Origin of the sequence: Brevundimonas sp. (assembly GCF_035627475.1) — a bacterium.
In the GTDB taxonomy this organism is placed as follows: Bacteria; Pseudomonadota; Alphaproteobacteria; order Caulobacterales; family Caulobacteraceae; genus Brevundimonas.
In genome coordinates this window covers 172,148-186,072 of record NZ_DASPLR010000045.1, presented here as the reverse complement: position 1 = coordinate 186,072, position 13,925 = coordinate 172,148, and the positions used below count along the sequence as shown (strand labels likewise).

Genomic DNA, 13,925 nt, shown 5'->3' with positions numbered 1-13,925 from the left:
CCGCCGGGGGTCTCGTAGACGCCGCGCGACTTCATGCCGACGAAGCGGTTCTCGACCAGGTCGAGGCGGCCGATGCCGTTGTCGTGGCCGTACTGGTTGAGGGCGGTCAGCAGGGTCGCCGGGCTCATCGCCTCGCCATTGATCGAGACGGGATCGCCCTTTTCGAAGCCGATGGTGATGACGGTCGGCGTATCCGGCGCGTCCTCGGGCGCGATGGTCCGCTGATGCACGAACTCCGGCGCCTCGACCGCCGGGTCCTCCAGCACCTTGCCCTCGCTGGACGAGTGCAGAAGGTTGGCGTCGACGCTGAACGGGGCCTCGCCGCGCTTGTCCTTGGCGATCGGGATCTGGTGCTTTTCGGCGAAGTCGAGCAGGTGCTCGCGCGACCGAAAGGCCCATTCGCGCCACGGGGCGATGACCCGGATGTCGGGCTCCAGCGCATAGTAGCCCAGCTCGAAGCGGACCTGGTCGTTGCCCTTGCCGGTGGCTCCGTGACAGACGGCGTCGGCGCCGACCTGGCGGGCGATCTCGATCTGGCGTTTGGCGATCAGCGGCCGCGCGATCGAGGTGCCGAGCAGATACTGGCCCTCGTACAGGGCGTTGGCCCGGAACATGGGGAAGACGTAGTCCCGCACGAACTCCTCGCGCAGGTCGTCGATGAAGATGTTCTCTTCCTTGATGCCCAGCTTCAGCGCCTTCTCGCGCGCCGGCGCCAGCTCCTCGCCCTGGCCGAGGTCGGCGGTGAAGGTCACGACCTCCGCGCCGTATTCGGTCTGCAGCCATTTGAGAATGATCGAGGTGTCCAGCCCGCCGGAGTAGGCGAGCACGACCTTTTTCGGCGCGGGCAGGGTCATGGAGGGGTCCTTCGGCGGGGGAGGCGCAATTTCGCGCGCTTAAAGGACCAACGCGCGCCTAACGCAACCCTCTCCCAATGGGAGAGGGCTTGAGCGCCCGGGAGCGAAGCGATCGGTCGCGCGAAAGGGCGAGGGGCAATTGCGGGAGTCGGCGAAGCCGTCTCTCCGGCCCGGGCGGCGGCTTGCGCCGACGGACTGACCCGACCCTCATCCGGCGCTGCGCGCCACCTTCTCCCATCGGGAGAAGGAAGACATCACTTACCCCCACGGCCCGGGCATGTGCGACGGCGTGGTGGGCACGCTGGTCGAGACCGGCGCCCCGGCGAAGGCGGCGCGGCGCGGGGCCAGACCCATCTTCGTCCCCAGCTCCATCAGGGCGCGGACGCGGTTGCCCGTCGCCGGGTGGGTCGAGAACAGGTTGTCGGCCCCGCGCCCGGCCAGGGGATTGATGATGAACAGCTGGCCCGAGGCCGGATTGCGCTCGGCGGTCATGTTGACGATCCGCTTCGAATACCCCTCGATCTTCTGCAGGGCCGCGGCGAGCGAGGCCGGGTCGCCGGCGATCTCCGCCCCGACCCTGTCGGCCTCGTATTCCCGGGTGCGGCTGATGGCCATCTGCACCAGGCCGGCCGCCATCGGCGCGAGGATCATCAGGGCCAGGGCGCCGATGATTCCACCGGGCCGTTCCTCGTCGTCCCCGCCGCCGCCGAAGAAGAGGGCGAAATTGGCCAGGGCGGCGATGGCGCCGGCGACGGTGGCGGTCACCGTCATGGTCAGGGTGTCGCGGTTCTTCACATGGGCCAGTTCGTGCGCCATGACGCCGCGGATTTCGTCGCGGGTCAGCATGTCCAGCAGGCCGGTGGTGGCGCAGACGGCGGCGTTCTCGGGGTTGCGGCCGGTGGCGAAGGCGTTGGGCTGGTCGCTGGGGATGATCGCCACGGCCGGGCGGGGCAGGCCGGCGTCGCGGGCCATCTGCACCACGTCGGCGACATAGGTGCGCACCACGGCGTTCGGGTGGGTCTCGTCGACCGGCTGGGCGCGGTACATGCGCAGCACGATCTTGTCGGCGTTCCAGTAGCTGAACAGGTTCATGCCGCCGGCGAACAGCAGGGCGATGAGCATGCCGGTCGCGCCGCCGATCAGATAGCCGAGCCCGGCGAACAGCGCGGTCAGGACGGCCAGCAGGGTGAAGGTCTTCAGGTGGTTCATCGTCGGCGAAAACTCGTGGAGCTGGCGAGGGGGCTGGCGAGGGAAACGACCTGCCCTAACTTGTGGAGTCCCGTCCTTTGGCTCAAGACGCCCGCGCTGTGACCGATCACCCCACCCCCGAAGTCCCCGCCGCCGAAGCCGGAACACCCGCCTTCAATGCAGACGTGCCCCACGCCACGCCGGACCGGCCGCTTGGCGAGGCGGCGCGCCGGGCCCTGCTGGAAGCGGCCGAACGTCGCGCCTCGGCCGGCCAGGAGGCGCCGGCGCCGGAACACGGCGGCCCGCGTGGTCCCGAGCCGACCCGCTATGGCGACTGGGAGAAGAAGGGCCTCGCGGTCGATTTCTGAGGGCGCGGAGGCCGGCCGAAGAACCCCGGCGGACGAACGGCGTTAACCCTGTCGCACAGGAGCTCGCCGCCATGATCCGTCCCCTCGCCGCCGCCGCAGCCGCAGCCCTGGCGTTCGCCGCCCTCGCCGGCGCGGCCTCGGCCCAGACCTGGGGCCAGCCGGTCTATGTCAGCCCGTACGGCCGGGTGGTCGGCGGCACGCCGCTGTCGGAGGTCGAGACCCGGTCCTACGTCAACACCGGGCGCTGGGCCGACGGCTATTCCGATCAGGCCTATGTGTATGTTCCCGCCCCCGTCTACGGCGAGCGTTACGGTTATGGCCGGGGTTATGGCCACGCCCGCCGCGACAACGATCACCGCCACGGCTACGGGGACCGCGACGGCTACGGACGCGGGCGTTATGGCCATGGCGGCTATGAGCCCCGGCCACGCCCCGGCTATCGCGACGTCTGGGGATACAACGACGACAGGCCCCCGTCGGCGCGCCGCTGGTCCCGTGACCGGCGCGACCGTCACGACCGCGATTGCGGCTGCGGCGACGTCTACCTCTACGACCGCTGAGGCGCGGCAGGGTTAATTTTGATGCCGGCCGGGGAATGCGACGGCCCGGTTTTCGCCCGCTCGGTGCATTCCGAACTCTTTTCTTTCCAGTGACTTAGGATGGCTCCAGCTTCCGGAGTCCGCCTCATGCGCGCGTTAACGCTTTCCACCGCCGCCGCCGCCTTCGTCCTGTTCGCGGCCGGCGCCGCCCTCGCCGGCGATCCGCGCGGCGGCGGCCATGGCCCGTGCTGCGCGCCGCCGCCACCCCCGCCCCCTGCGTGCTGCAACCACGGCGGCGGCTCGCGCAATGTGAACATCAACGTCAACGCCAGCGCCCGCGCCTTCGCCGAGGCCTCGGCGACGTCCCACTTCAACGCCCGCGCCTATGACGTCGGCTCGATCCGCGGGCGCGGTTTCGGCGGCGGCACGGTCTATGTCGGCGGGGGCGGCTACGGCGGCGACATCGGCGGCTACGGCTATATCGGCGGCCCGGTCTATTACGACATAGACCGCCGCGTCCTCGCCTGCGCCAGCGCCCCCTTCGGCTATGTGGTCTCCGGCTACGGCCGCGAGGACCGCCGGCCGCCGTCGTGCGGCGGGCGCTACGCCTACGAGGACCACGGCTATGACCGCGGCGGCCGCTACGGCTACAGCGAACGCCACGACAGCTATGAGGAGCGCTCGTACGAGCGCTACGAAAGCTACGAGGAGTACGGGGCCTACGAGGAGTATTCGGAATACGGTCGCGACGACCGTGACCGGCGCGACTGCGACTGCCGCGAGCCCGCGCCCTATCCGCCGCCCTATCTGCCCGAGCCGCCGCGCTACGAGCCTCCGGCCCCGCCGCCGGCGCGGCCGCACCGGCCCCGGCGCCCGCGTCCCGAGACGCCGCCCCGGCAGGAGTACCGCCAGGAGCCCGGCGAGCGCGGCTAGACCAGCCTAGGTCGAGACGCCGTCGATCGACTCGACGATGGCCGAGGCGGCGGAGAGCGGATTGTCGGCCGCGATCACCGGCCGGGCGACGACGAGATGGGTCGCGCCCGCCTCCAGCGCCGCGCGCGGCGTGGCCACCCGCTGCTGATCGCCCCTGTCCGCCCCCTCGGGCCGCACGCCGGGGGTGACGATCAGGAAGTCCGGCCGCCCGGCCTCCCGGGCGATCTGGCGCACCCGCGCCGCCTCCAGCGGACTGGAGACCACGCCGTCGACGCCGCAGTCGAGGGCCTGGCGGACCCGCCGCTCGACCAGGTCCCCGGCCGTGAAGCCGTAGCCCAGCTCCGTCAGGTCGGCGTCGGACAGGCTGGTCAGCACCGTCACCGCCAGCAGTTTCGTGTCCGACCCCGCCGCGTCGCGCCCGCTGACGGCGCCGCGCATCACCTGCGGTTCGGCGTGGACGGTGAGCAGGTCGCAGCCGCCCTCGGCCACGGCCCGCGCCGCCCCTTCCACCTGGGCGCCGATGTCGTGCAGCTTCCAGTCCTGGAACACCATCTTGCCCCGCGCCCTCAGCTCGTGGGCGAAGGCGACGCCGCCGGGCCGGGCCAGCAGGGTCAGGCCGATCTTGTAGGCCGACACCGTCGCGCCGATCCGGTCCACCATGGCCCGCGCGGCCTCCACCGAGGGCAGGTCGAGGCCGACGATCAGCCGGGGGTCGGTCAGCACGGGCGTCATGGCGTCGCTCCTCTGGCTCAATCAGGACTGGACGCGCGCGCGGGCGTCAGCCTTGATGGCCGTCGACGGGTGAATTGCAGGGCGAGGTCAGCACATGGACGCGGTCGATCTGGGCGTCAACCTGTTCGTGGCCCTGTTCGCCCTGCTGGACCCGATCGGCAACCTGCCGATCTTCGCGGCGGCGACGGTCGGGGCCTCGCTGCGCCAGCGGATATCGGTGTCGGCGCTGATCTGCCTGTTCGCCGTGGTCTTTCTGGCCTTCTTCCTGTTCACCGGCCTGGGCCTGCTGCAGTTCTTCGGCATCTCCATGGCCGCCTTCCGCATCGCCGGCGGCATACTGCTGCTGCTGCTCGGCCTCGACATGGTGCGCGAGGACTTCCTCAAGATGTTCGCCGACGTCGAGTCCGCGGCCGACGCCCAGGACGTGCGCGGCTATGCGCGGCGGCGCTTCAAGCGGCTGATCGTGCCCTTCGCCATCCCGCTGATGATCGGGCCCGGGGCCATCTCGACCGTCATCATCGTCGCGGGCGAGGGCGAGGAGATCGGGGCGGCGGGCACGATAGCCGCCCTGGCGGCCATCGGGGCGGCCGGCTTCGTCAGCTTCGTCTGTTTCGCCCTGACCGGGCCGCTCAGCCGCCTGCTGGGCGACGTCGGCATGGCGGTCATCGTCCGCGTGCTGGGCCTGATCCTGTGCGCCCTGGCCATCCAGTTCATGCTCTCGGGCCTGTCCGAGGCCATCCCCGGCATGTTCAGCTCGATCGCGACGACGCCGTATCCGGCGGGCGGGCACTAGATCCGCTTCAGCCGTTTCGCGTGGCCGCCGACCATGGCGAGGGCGACGCGGTCGGGCAGGTGTTTGGCGAGGCCGGCGAGCAGGTTGTTGACGACGCCCGGGGTGACGCTGGGCCGGTTGGCCTCGCAGGCGGCGTAGCCGACGCGGGCCACATGGTCGGCGGTCTGCCACATCCATGCTGGATAGGCGGCCGAGACCTCCGCCCTTGTGCCGTTGGCGTCGTGGAATTCGGTCAGGGTGTAGCCGGGACAGAGGGCGGTGACGTGGACGCCGGTCCCGCGCAGCTCCAGATGCAGGCCTTGGGAGGCCTTGATCAGGAAGGATTTGATCGGGCCGTAGAGGGTGTCGCCGCCGGTCGCCGGCATCCGCCCGGCCAGGGAGGCGACGTTGAGGATGCGGCCATGGCCCCGCTCGACCATGCCCGGGGCGAACAGCCGCGCCAGCTCGACCGGGGCCGTCAGCATGACCCGGATCATGGCGGCATGGTCCTTGGGATCGGTGTCCAGAAACCCCGCCGTGCGGCTGAAGCCGGCGTTGTTGACCAGGCCGTCGACGGTCAGGCCCCGCGCGCTCACGGCCTCGAACAGGCGGCGCGGGGCGGCGGGGTCGGCGAGGTCTTCCGGAATGACGGCGACGGCGGCGCCGGTCGCGGCCAGTTCCTCGGCCAGCGCGCGCAGCGGCCTCTCGCGGCGGGCGGTGAGGATCAGGTCCCAGCCCTTTTCTGCATAGACCCGGGCCAGGGCCGCGCCGATGCCGGCCGAGGCGCCGGTGATCAGGACGGTCCGGCGGACGACCGACCTCATCCGGCCGGGCTCAGGCGGCGACCGGGCAGGACGAGTGCGGCGCGAAGGCCGCCAGCGACGGCGGGTCCTCGGCCAGCAGGTCGGCGATGGTGATCTTCGACAGGGCCTCGCCCGCGGCGCGGTCGGCGGCGGTCAGGGCCTTGGCCACCTGGCGCGGGATGTGGGTGCTGACCGGGCAGTTCCTGGCCCCGGCGGGCGGCGAGCCGAGGTGGGCGCAGCCGTTCACGGCCTTGAGCACCATGTCGAGGGTGATGGTCTCGGGCCGGTGCAGCAGCCAGGCCCCGCCCGAGGCGCCGGGGCGGGTGGCGATCAGCCCGGCCTTGGCCAGCAGGGCGGTCACCCGGCGCACCACCACCGGATTGGTCGGCACCGAGGCGGCCAGAACCGCGCTCGGCGCGGCCTCGGCCGGCGAGTAGGCGCCCTTGTGGGCCAGATAGGCCAGGGCGTGGGCGGCGACGGGAAATCGTTGGCTGTCTGACATGGCGTTATCCCCAAGATAGGACGGCGGCGGCGCTTTCACAAACAGGCAGGCGACGGGCGGCGCGCGCGATCGCGGTCTTCGCACCTGCGGTACGATTGAACCGCCGGATGAAAGGGCCTAAAGGCTCGCCGCTTGTTTGGTGGGAACCGCGTCGTGCGGCGTCCCGGAGGCACTTCATGGTCGGGGCCCCTCCCCAAGGTGAAGACGGCAAGCGCGCCGCGAATTCCCCCTCTTCCCCGGACAAGTCCGTCGCCCCGGCCCATCCGCACCCCGCGGCGGCCGGCGAGGGCGGCCACGTCAAGGCCGGCAAATGGGGCCTGATCATCGGCGCCATCGGCGTCGTGTTCGGCGACATCGGCACCAGCCCGCTCTACGCCATGCGCGAGGCCCTGCATCACAGCCGCAGCGGCGGCACGGCGGAGCTGGCCATCCTCGGCGTCGTTTCGCTGGTGTTCTGGGCCCTGATCCTCGTCGTGACCCTGAAATACGTCGTCTTCCTGATGAAGGCCGACAACAAGGGCGAGGGCGGCACCCTGGCCCTGATGGCCCTGGCCCAGCGCGCCGTCGGACGGCGCTCCGGCCTGATCTTCCTGCTCGGCGTCTGCGGCGCGGCCCTGTTCTACGGCGACGGGGTCATCACCCCCGCGGTCTCGGTGCTGTCGGCGGTCGAGGGCCTGCGCGACGCGCCGGGCCTGTCCGGCCAGCTCGACAGTTTCGTGGTGCCGATCGCGGCCGGCATCCTGATCGCCCTGTTCCTGATCCAGTCGCGCGGCACGGCCAGCGTGGCCCGCTTCTTCGGCCCCCTGACGGCGATCTGGTTCCTGATCCTCGCCGGGCTCGGCATCTGGCACATCTTCGACGACCCCTCGATCTTCCGGGCCCTGTCGCCGCACTACGGCGTGCTGTTCCTGTTCGACAACGGCTTCCTCGGCTTCGTCATCCTCGGCAGCGTCTTCCTCGCCGTCACGGGGGCCGAGGCGCTCTACGCCGACATGGGCCATTTCGGCAAAGCGCCCATCCGTCTGGGCTGGCTGTGGTTCGTGCTGCCGTGCCTGACCCTCAACTATCTCGGCCAGGGCGCCCTGGTGCTCGACAACCGCGCCGCCGCCGAGAATCCCTTCTGGATGATGGTCCCCGAGGTCGCCTACTGGCCGGTGCTGGTCATGGCCACCATCGCCACCGTCATCGCCTCGCAGGCGGTGATCACCGGCGCCTTCTCGGTCACCCAGCAGGCGGTCCAGCTGGGCCTGCTGCCGCGCATCGACATCCGCAACACCTCCGAAAGCCAGGCCGGGCAGATCTTCGTGCCCTCGGTCAACATGATGCTGATGCTGGGCGTTCTGGCCCTGCTGGTCACCTTCCAGACCTCGACCAACCTGGCGGCCGCCTACGGCATCGCGGTGACCGGCTCGATGTTCGTCGACAGCCTGCTGGCCTGGTTCATCGTCCGCAAGCTGTGGAAATGGTCCCTGCCGCTGTCGCTCGCGGCGATCAGCCCGCTGATCGCGCTGGACCTGGTGTTCCTGACCTCGAACATGCTCAAGATCCCCCAAGGGGCCTGGTTCCCGCTGGTGCTCGGCGCCGCCCTGGTGCTGATCATGTGGACCTGGGTGCGCGGCACCCAGATCATCTCCGAGAAGACGCGCAAGGACAGCCTGCCGCTGGCCGACCTGATCGAGATGCTGCGCGCCCGCCCGCCCCACCGGGCCCCGGGAACGGCCATCTTCCTGACCTCGGACCCCGACATCGCCCCGGTCGCCCTGATGCACAATCTCAAGCACAACAAGGTGCTGCACGAGAAGAACGTCATCCTGACCGTGCGCACCACCGACCGGCCGCGCGTAGCCGAGGCCGACCGGGTGCGCATCGAGCCGATCTCGGACGACTTCAAGAAGCTGGTCATCTCCTACGGCTTCATGGAGCGGCCCAATGTGCCCAAGGCGCTCAACGTCTGCCGCAAGCAGCAGGGGCTGAAGTTCGACATCATGTCGACCAGCTTCTTCCTCGGCCGCCGCTCGATCATTCCCTCGGCCAACCAGGGCATGCCGCTGTGGCAGGACCGGCTCTACATCTTCCTGATGCGCAACGCGGCCAATCCGACCGACTTCTTCCACATCCCGCCCGGGCGGGTGGTCGAACTCGGAACGCAGGTGTCGGTTTGAGCCGCGAACCGTCGTCGGCGAAAAACCAGGGCGGCCGCAGCTCGGCCGCGCGCGGCCGGCGCATGGCCGAAAAATCCCGTGGCCCACGCCCGCCGAAGGTCGAACTGCCGCGCGACGAGGCGGCCGACATCGGCGTCGAGGCGCGGCTGGCCGCCGGCGTCCTGCTCAACGCGGCCCTGGAGGGGCGCGGCGGGCTCGACGCCGCCCTGTCGTTCCGCGAGGTCGCCGACCTGCCCGGGCCCGACCGCGCCTTCGCCCGCGCCGTGGCCATGGCCGCCCTGCGCCGCCTGGGCGAGATCGACCAGATCCTCGACCGCCGGCTGAAAAAGCACCCGCCGCTGGCGATCCGCACCATCCTGCGCGTCTCGCTGGCCCAGACCCTGGTGCTCGAGACGCCCGCCTTCGCCGCCGTCTCGACGGCGGTGAAACTGGCCGAGCGCGATCCGAAGACCCGGCCCTACAAGAACCTCGTCAACGCCGTGCTGCGCGGCATCGAGCGCGAGGGGCCCGGCCTGACCACGGCCGAGTCCAACCTGCCCGACTGGCTCGCCGCCCGCTGGCGCGCCAACTATGGCGAGCCGACCCTGGCCGGCCTCGCCCTCGCCGCCCGCGAGGAGCCGGCCACCGATCTGTCGCTGAAGCCGGGCGTCGATCCCGCCGCCGTGGCCGACGCCGTGGACGGCGAAGTCCTGCCCGGCGGGACGGTGCGCACCGGGCGGCGCGGCGACATCTCCGGCTGGCCCGGATTCGAGGACGGGATCTGGTGGGTCCAGGACGCGGCCGCCGCCATCCCGGTGCGCCTGCTGGCTCCGAAGGCGGGCGAGACGGTCGCCGACTTCTGCGCCGCGCCCGGCGGCAAGACCCTGCAGCTGGCGGCCGCGGGGGCGTCCGTGGCGGCGCTAGACCGTTCGGACAAGCGGCTCGACCGGCTGCGCGCCAACCTGGCGCGCACCGGCCTGACCGCCGAGGTCGTGGCCACCCCGGCGGAAGACTGGGACGATCCGCGCAGCTTCGACGCCGTCCTGCTCGACGCGCCGTGCACCTCGACCGGCACCTACCGGCGCAACCCGGAGGTGCTGCGGGCCACCAAACCGGCCGACGTGGCCAAGCTGGCCGACGTCCAGCACCGGCTGCTCGACGCCGCCGCCGAACGGGTGAAGCCCGGCGGCCGTCTGGTCTATTGCGTCTGCTCGCTGGAGCGCGAGGAGGGCGAGACCCAGGTGATCGCCTTCCTGCGCCGCAATCCGGCCTTCCGGACGGCGCCGGCGGTTCCCGCCGAGGTCGGCGCGCCGGAAGAGGCCCTGACCCCCGAAGGCTGGCTGCGCGTCCTGCCCTCGATGTGGGCCGAGAAGGGCGGGCTGGACGGCTTCTTCATCGCGCGGCTGGACCGGGCCTCCTAGGGCAGGACGGTGTAGGTGACGCGCCTGCGGACGCGGAATCCCAAGCCTTCGTAGAAGGCGATGGTCGCCGCGTGTTCGGCGTAGGCGTGCAGGAAGGCCTGTTCGCCGCGCTCCAGAATGCGGCCGACGACGATCCGGCTGAGGGCGCCGGCGAGACCCTGTCCGCGAAAGTCGGGATGGGTGCAGACGCCGCTGAGTTCGCTGAAGCCGTCGACCTTCATCCGCTCGCCCGCCATGGCGATGAGCCGGCCCTCGCGGCGCACGCCGACGAAGCCGCCGAGCCGCAGCGTGCCCTTCCGGAACGGACCCGGCCGGGTCAGGGTCGCCAGCGCCAGCATCTCTTCCGCATCGGCGTCGGACAGGGTCAGGACGTCGAGGTCGCCGGGTTCGCCGGGAGTCAGGGCGGCGGCGGTCATCTGCACGCAGGCGGCCCGGGAGACCGCCGGAAGGTCAGGCAGGACCGCCGCGATGAGCGTTCCCTCCGGCTCGACCAGCCCCGCACCCGGATAGCGGCGGCAGAGCTCGTCCAGCGCCGCCCGGCTGTCGGAAGACGTATCGGCGGCGGCGGCGAAGACGCCGATGTCGGGGTCCAGACGAACCGCCGCGCCGTCGCCGTGTTCCGCCCGGATCGACACCGGGGCGAGACGGGTCGCGAGCGCGCTCCAGACGGGGCGATCGAGAGGGTGGTTCAGGGTCATGACCCTACCTAAACCCGCGCGCGGCGGACGCCAGCCCCCCCGGGTAGCGTGACGGCCGGAACCCGCGCTAGGCGCGCCAGAAGCCGACGATCTTCTTCACCTCGTCGACCACCGGATCGGCGATGGCCGTGGCGCGTTCGGCGCCGTCCTTCAGCACCCGGTCGATTTCCGACGGGTCGTCCATCAGGCGGCGCATCTCGGCGGTGACCGGGGCCATCGAGGCGACGGCCAGTTCGGCCAGGGCCGGCTTGAAGGCGCCGAAGCCCTTGCCGCCCCATTCGCGCAGCACCTGTTCGCGGGTCTCGTCGGCGAGGGCGGCGTAGATGGTCACGAGGTTCTTCGCCTCGGGCCGCGCGTCCAGCCCCTCGACCGTTTCCGGAAGCGGCTCGGGATCGGTCTTGGCCTTGCGGATCTTGGCGACGATCGAGTCGGCGTCGTCGGTCAGGTTGATGCGCGACTGATCCGACGGGTCGGACTTGGACATCTTGGCCGCCCCGTCGCGCAGGCTCATGACCCGCGGGGCCGGGCCCTGGGTCAGGGGCTCGGGCAGGGGGAAGAAGCCCGGCGCGTTGAAGTCGTTGTTGAATTTGGCGGCGATGTCGCGGGTCAGCTCGAGGTGCTGCTTCTGGTCCTCGCCGGTCGGCACCTCGGTCGCCTTGTACAGCAGGATGTCGGCCGCCTGCAGCACCGGATAGGTGTAGAGGCCGACCGAGGAGCGTTCCTTGTGCTTGCCGGACTTCTCCTTGAACTGGGTCATCCGGTCCAGCCAGCCGAGCCGGGCCACGCAGTTGAAGATCCACGCCAGCTCGGAATGGGCCCGCACCGCCGACTGGGGAAAGATCACCGAGCGGGCCGGGTCCAGTCCCGAGGCCAGATAGGCCGCAGCGATCTCGCGCGTCTGGGCGGTCAGCAGGGCCGGGTCCTGCCAGACGGTGATGGCGTGCAGGTCGGCGACGAACAGGAAGCAGGGGGCGCCCGTCTCCTGCAGCTGGGTGAACCGCTTCAGGGCTCCCAGGTAGTTGCCCAGGTGAAGGGCGCCGGAAGCCTGGATGCCGGACAGGATGCGGCGCTGTCCAGCATAGGGGGCCGGGGTCTGGTCAGTCATGGTCGGAGTCTCGGGAAAAGGCAGGGAAAAGGCGCGCGGACGGGCGCGGAACGGTGCGATGCGATCAGCCGCGCCATCGCCGGGCGGCGAGGAGATATCCCGAATGAGCCATGCCCTCGCGCTTATCGTCTCGACGCGGGAAGGGCAAGGCGGCCGGTGCGGTCAGCGGCCCCGCCGGACCAGGCTCCGCACCTCGGCGACGGTGACGGCGCGGGTGGCGAAGGCCAGGGCGACATAGACCAGCCCGCCGGCGGCGGTGACCAGCAGCAGCGCCGCCTCCTTGGCCCCGTGGCTCGTGCCGAGCGCCGCCAGCACGGCCGCGACCGGCGCCTCGAGGTTCGGGCGGAAGGCCGCCGCGAGCCCCACCACCACGGCCAGGCCCGCCGCCGCCGCCGCGATCCGCACCAGACGCGACAGGGCCGGAACGCCGGGCCGGTAGAGGCCGCGCCGCCACAACGCCCCGCCCAGCAGCAGCACATTGGTCCAGGCCGCGCCCGAGACCGCCGCCGCGATGCCCGACACGCCCAGGCCAAGCTTGAAGAGGCCGATGGCGAGGGCGGCGTTCACGACCACCGAAACGAGTGCGAATTTCATCGGCGTGCGCGTGTCACCCCTCGCGAAGAAGGCCGGCGCGAGGATGCGGATCAGCACGAAGGCCGGCACGCCCCAGCCGAACTGGAACAGGGCCTGGGCCGTGTTGACCGCGTCGAACTCGAGGAAGGCGCCGCGCGTGAACAGGGCGTCGATCAGGAAATAGGGCATGGCCATCAGCGCCGCCGCCGCCGGCAGGGTCAGGGCCATGGACAGGGTCAGGGCCTCGTCCATCGAGGCCTGCTGCTGCGCGTGGTTCTCGGAGGCCACGGCTCGCGACAGGCGCGGCAGCAGGGCGATGCCGATGGCCACCCCGACGAGGCCGAGCGGCAGCTGGTACAGCCGGTCCGCCGTGGCCAGCCAGGTCCGGCCGCCGGCCACGAAGCTGGACAGGTTGCCCGAGATGAAGACGTTGATCTGGGTCGCCGAATTGCCGATGGCCGCGGGAATGGCGGTGATGATGATGGCCTTGACCGCCGGGGTCAGCCTGGGGAGGGCGAGGCGGATGTTCGCCCCGGCCTTGCGCGCCGCCCACCAGCACAGCCCCGCCTGCGACACCCCCGCCGCCAGGACGGCCCAGGAGGCGGCATAGGCGGCGCCGATCTGGTCGCCCTGGGCCGGAACGACCGCGGCAAGCATGATCAGGTTCAGCAGGATGGGATAGGCGCCGGAGACGATGAACCGTCCGCGCGCGTTGAGCACGCCCGACAGCAGGGCCGCGATGGCCATGCACGGCAGGTAGGGCATGGTGATCTGGGTCAGGATCACCGCCAGCTTGAAACGCGCCGGATCGTCGAGGAAGCCGACGTTGATGACGGTCATCAGCCACGGCATCGTCAGCTGGGCCGCCACCGTCAGGATGACGGTGGCGAAGGCCACGGCGGCGAGGGCGTCGGTGGCGACCTTGTCCGCGACCTCCTCGCCCTCGACCTGCAGCGTCCGCGCATAGGCCGGGACGAAGGCGGCGGCGAAGGCCCCCTCGGCGAAGATGCGGCGGAACAGGTTGGGGAAGTTCAGGGCCGTGTTGTAGGCGTCCGCCGCCGGGCCCGCCGACGCCCCCAGCGCCGCCGAAATGACCACGTCGCGGGCGAAACCGGCCAGGCGGCTGACCAGGGTCAGGCCGCTGAAGATGGCCGACGACCGCATCATGCCGCCGCCCTTGCGCGCCGTCGTCGCCGACGCCGGCGGCTGCACGAGGGGATCCTGGGTCCCGGACGCCGAGGGCACGGCGGGTGCGGGCTCCATGGGTTCGGGGGCGGGCGGGGTCTTGTCGGCCAT

At 71.2% G+C, this 13,925-nt stretch carries 14 protein-coding genes; 6 read left to right on the top strand and 8 right to left on the bottom strand.

Going from position 1 to position 13,925, the window contains the following annotated elements; all coding sequences use genetic code 11:
• The coding region (locus VEA62_RS12485) for an argininosuccinate synthase (RefSeq protein WP_324822155.1) at positions 1-854 on the bottom strand (854 nt) is incomplete at its 3' end.
• Between the two features lie 258 nt (positions 855-1,112).
• The gene (htpX, locus tag VEA62_RS12480) at positions 1,113-2,063 is read right to left on the bottom strand and encodes a zinc metalloprotease HtpX (RefSeq protein WP_324822152.1); all 951 of its coding nucleotides are present in this window, start codon (positions 2,061-2,063) and stop codon (positions 1,113-1,115) included.
• Positions 2,064-2,161: 98 nt separating this feature from the next.
• Here htpX and VEA62_RS12475 point away from each other — a divergent pair, with 98 nt between their 5' ends.
• The 3 genes from VEA62_RS12475 (at position 2,162) to VEA62_RS12465 (ending at position 3,882) form a co-directional block, all read left to right on the top strand.
• Positions 2,162-2,410, top strand: a complete 249-nt coding sequence (locus VEA62_RS12475) for a DUF1674 domain-containing protein (protein WP_414641897.1) — start codon at positions 2,162-2,164, stop codon at positions 2,408-2,410.
• Positions 2,411-2,481: 71 nt separating this feature from the next.
• Entirely contained in the window at positions 2,482-2,970 is a 489-nt protein-coding gene (locus tag VEA62_RS12470) for a hypothetical protein (protein WP_324822149.1), read from the top strand.
• A 126-nt stretch (positions 2,971-3,096) separates the two neighbouring features.
• A complete protein-coding gene (locus VEA62_RS12465) occupies positions 3,097-3,882 on the top strand; it encodes a hypothetical protein (protein ID WP_324822146.1) in 786 nt (261 codons plus the stop codon).
• A gap of 6 nt (positions 3,883-3,888) precedes the next feature.
• On the opposite strand, the gene pyrF is transcribed toward VEA62_RS12465, so the two are convergent.
• Complete coding sequence (gene pyrF, locus VEA62_RS12460) at positions 3,889-4,605, bottom strand: orotidine-5'-phosphate decarboxylase (protein ID WP_324822169.1); 717 nt, start codon at positions 4,603-4,605, stop codon at positions 3,889-3,891.
• A 103-nt stretch (positions 4,606-4,708) separates the two neighbouring features.
• On the opposite strand from pyrF, the gene VEA62_RS12455 reads away from it, so the two are divergent.
• Positions 4,709-5,407, top strand: a complete 699-nt coding sequence (locus VEA62_RS12455; protein ID WP_324822143.1) for a MarC family protein — start codon at positions 4,709-4,711, stop codon at positions 5,405-5,407.
• Here VEA62_RS12455 and VEA62_RS12450 read toward each other — a convergent pair.
• Together VEA62_RS12450 and VEA62_RS12445 are read right to left on the bottom strand one after the other, a co-directional pair.
• Entirely contained in the window at positions 5,404-6,210 is an 807-nt protein-coding gene (locus tag VEA62_RS12450; RefSeq protein WP_324822141.1) for an SDR family oxidoreductase, read from the bottom strand. The genes VEA62_RS12455 and VEA62_RS12450 overlap by 4 nt on opposite strands.
• A gap of 10 nt (positions 6,211-6,220) precedes the next feature.
• Complete coding sequence (locus VEA62_RS12445; protein ID WP_324822138.1) at positions 6,221-6,691, bottom strand: Rrf2 family transcriptional regulator; 471 nt, start codon at positions 6,689-6,691, stop codon at positions 6,221-6,223.
• Between the two features lie 176 nt (positions 6,692-6,867).
• Between VEA62_RS12445 and VEA62_RS12440 the strand changes: the two genes are divergently transcribed.
• The gene (locus VEA62_RS12440) at positions 6,868-8,853 is read left to right on the top strand and encodes a potassium transporter Kup (protein ID WP_324822136.1); all 1,986 of its coding nucleotides are present in this window, start codon (positions 6,868-6,870) and stop codon (positions 8,851-8,853) included.
• 62 nt (positions 8,854-8,915) lie between these two features.
• Complete coding sequence (locus VEA62_RS12435) at positions 8,916-10,253, top strand: RsmB/NOP family class I SAM-dependent RNA methyltransferase (RefSeq protein WP_324822133.1); 1,338 nt, start codon at positions 8,916-8,918, stop codon at positions 10,251-10,253.
• Here the strand turns inward: VEA62_RS12435 and VEA62_RS12430 are convergent.
• The 3 genes from VEA62_RS12430 to murJ all read right to left on the bottom strand — a co-directional run bounded on the left by VEA62_RS12430 (position 10,250) and on the right by murJ (position 13,925).
• Positions 10,250-10,951, bottom strand: a complete 702-nt coding sequence (locus VEA62_RS12430) for a GNAT family N-acetyltransferase (protein WP_324822130.1) — start codon at positions 10,949-10,951, stop codon at positions 10,250-10,252. The two genes, VEA62_RS12435 and VEA62_RS12430, sit on opposite strands and share 4 nt — an antisense overlap.
• 67 nt (positions 10,952-11,018) lie before the next feature.
• On the bottom strand, positions 11,019-12,056 hold the full coding sequence (trpS, locus tag VEA62_RS12425) for a tryptophan--tRNA ligase (RefSeq protein WP_324822128.1): 1,038 nt from the start codon (positions 12,054-12,056) through the stop codon (positions 11,019-11,021).
• 162 nt (positions 12,057-12,218) lie between these two features.
• Positions 12,219-13,925, bottom strand: coding sequence for a murein biosynthesis integral membrane protein MurJ (murJ, locus tag VEA62_RS12420; protein ID WP_324822126.1), 1,707 nt, complete (start codon positions 13,923-13,925; stop codon positions 12,219-12,221).

Coding starts and splice junctions, on each gene's coding strand:
- VEA62_RS12435 (WP_324822133.1), top strand. CDS start 8,916: ATGGCCGAAAAATCCCGTGGCCCACGCCCGCCGAAGGTCGAACTGCCG.
- VEA62_RS12440 (WP_324822136.1), top strand. CDS start 6,868: ATGGTCGGGGCCCCTCCCCAAGGTGAAGACGGCAAGCGCGCCGCGAAT.
- trpS (WP_324822128.1), bottom strand. CDS start 12,056: ATGACTGACCAGACCCCGGCCCCCTATGCTGGACAGCGCCGCATCCTG.
- VEA62_RS12455 (WP_324822143.1), top strand. CDS start 4,709: ATGGACGCGGTCGATCTGGGCGTCAACCTGTTCGTGGCCCTGTTCGCC.
- htpX (WP_324822152.1), bottom strand. CDS start 2,063: ATGAACCACCTGAAGACCTTCACCCTGCTGGCCGTCCTGACCGCGCTG.
- VEA62_RS12445 (WP_324822138.1), bottom strand. CDS start 6,691: ATGTCAGACAGCCAACGATTTCCCGTCGCCGCCCACGCCCTGGCCTAT.
- murJ (WP_324822126.1), bottom strand. CDS start 13,925: ATGGCCGACAAGACCCCGCCCGCCCCCGAACCCATGGAGCCCGCACCC.
- VEA62_RS12465 (WP_324822146.1), top strand. CDS start 3,097: ATGCGCGCGTTAACGCTTTCCACCGCCGCCGCCGCCTTCGTCCTGTTC.
- VEA62_RS12450 (WP_324822141.1), bottom strand. CDS start 6,210: ATGAGGTCGGTCGTCCGCCGGACCGTCCTGATCACCGGCGCCTCGGCC.
- VEA62_RS12430 (WP_324822130.1), bottom strand. CDS start 10,951: ATGACCCTGAACCACCCTCTCGATCGCCCCGTCTGGAGCGCGCTCGCG.
- VEA62_RS12470 (WP_324822149.1), top strand. CDS start 2,482: ATGATCCGTCCCCTCGCCGCCGCCGCAGCCGCAGCCCTGGCGTTCGCC.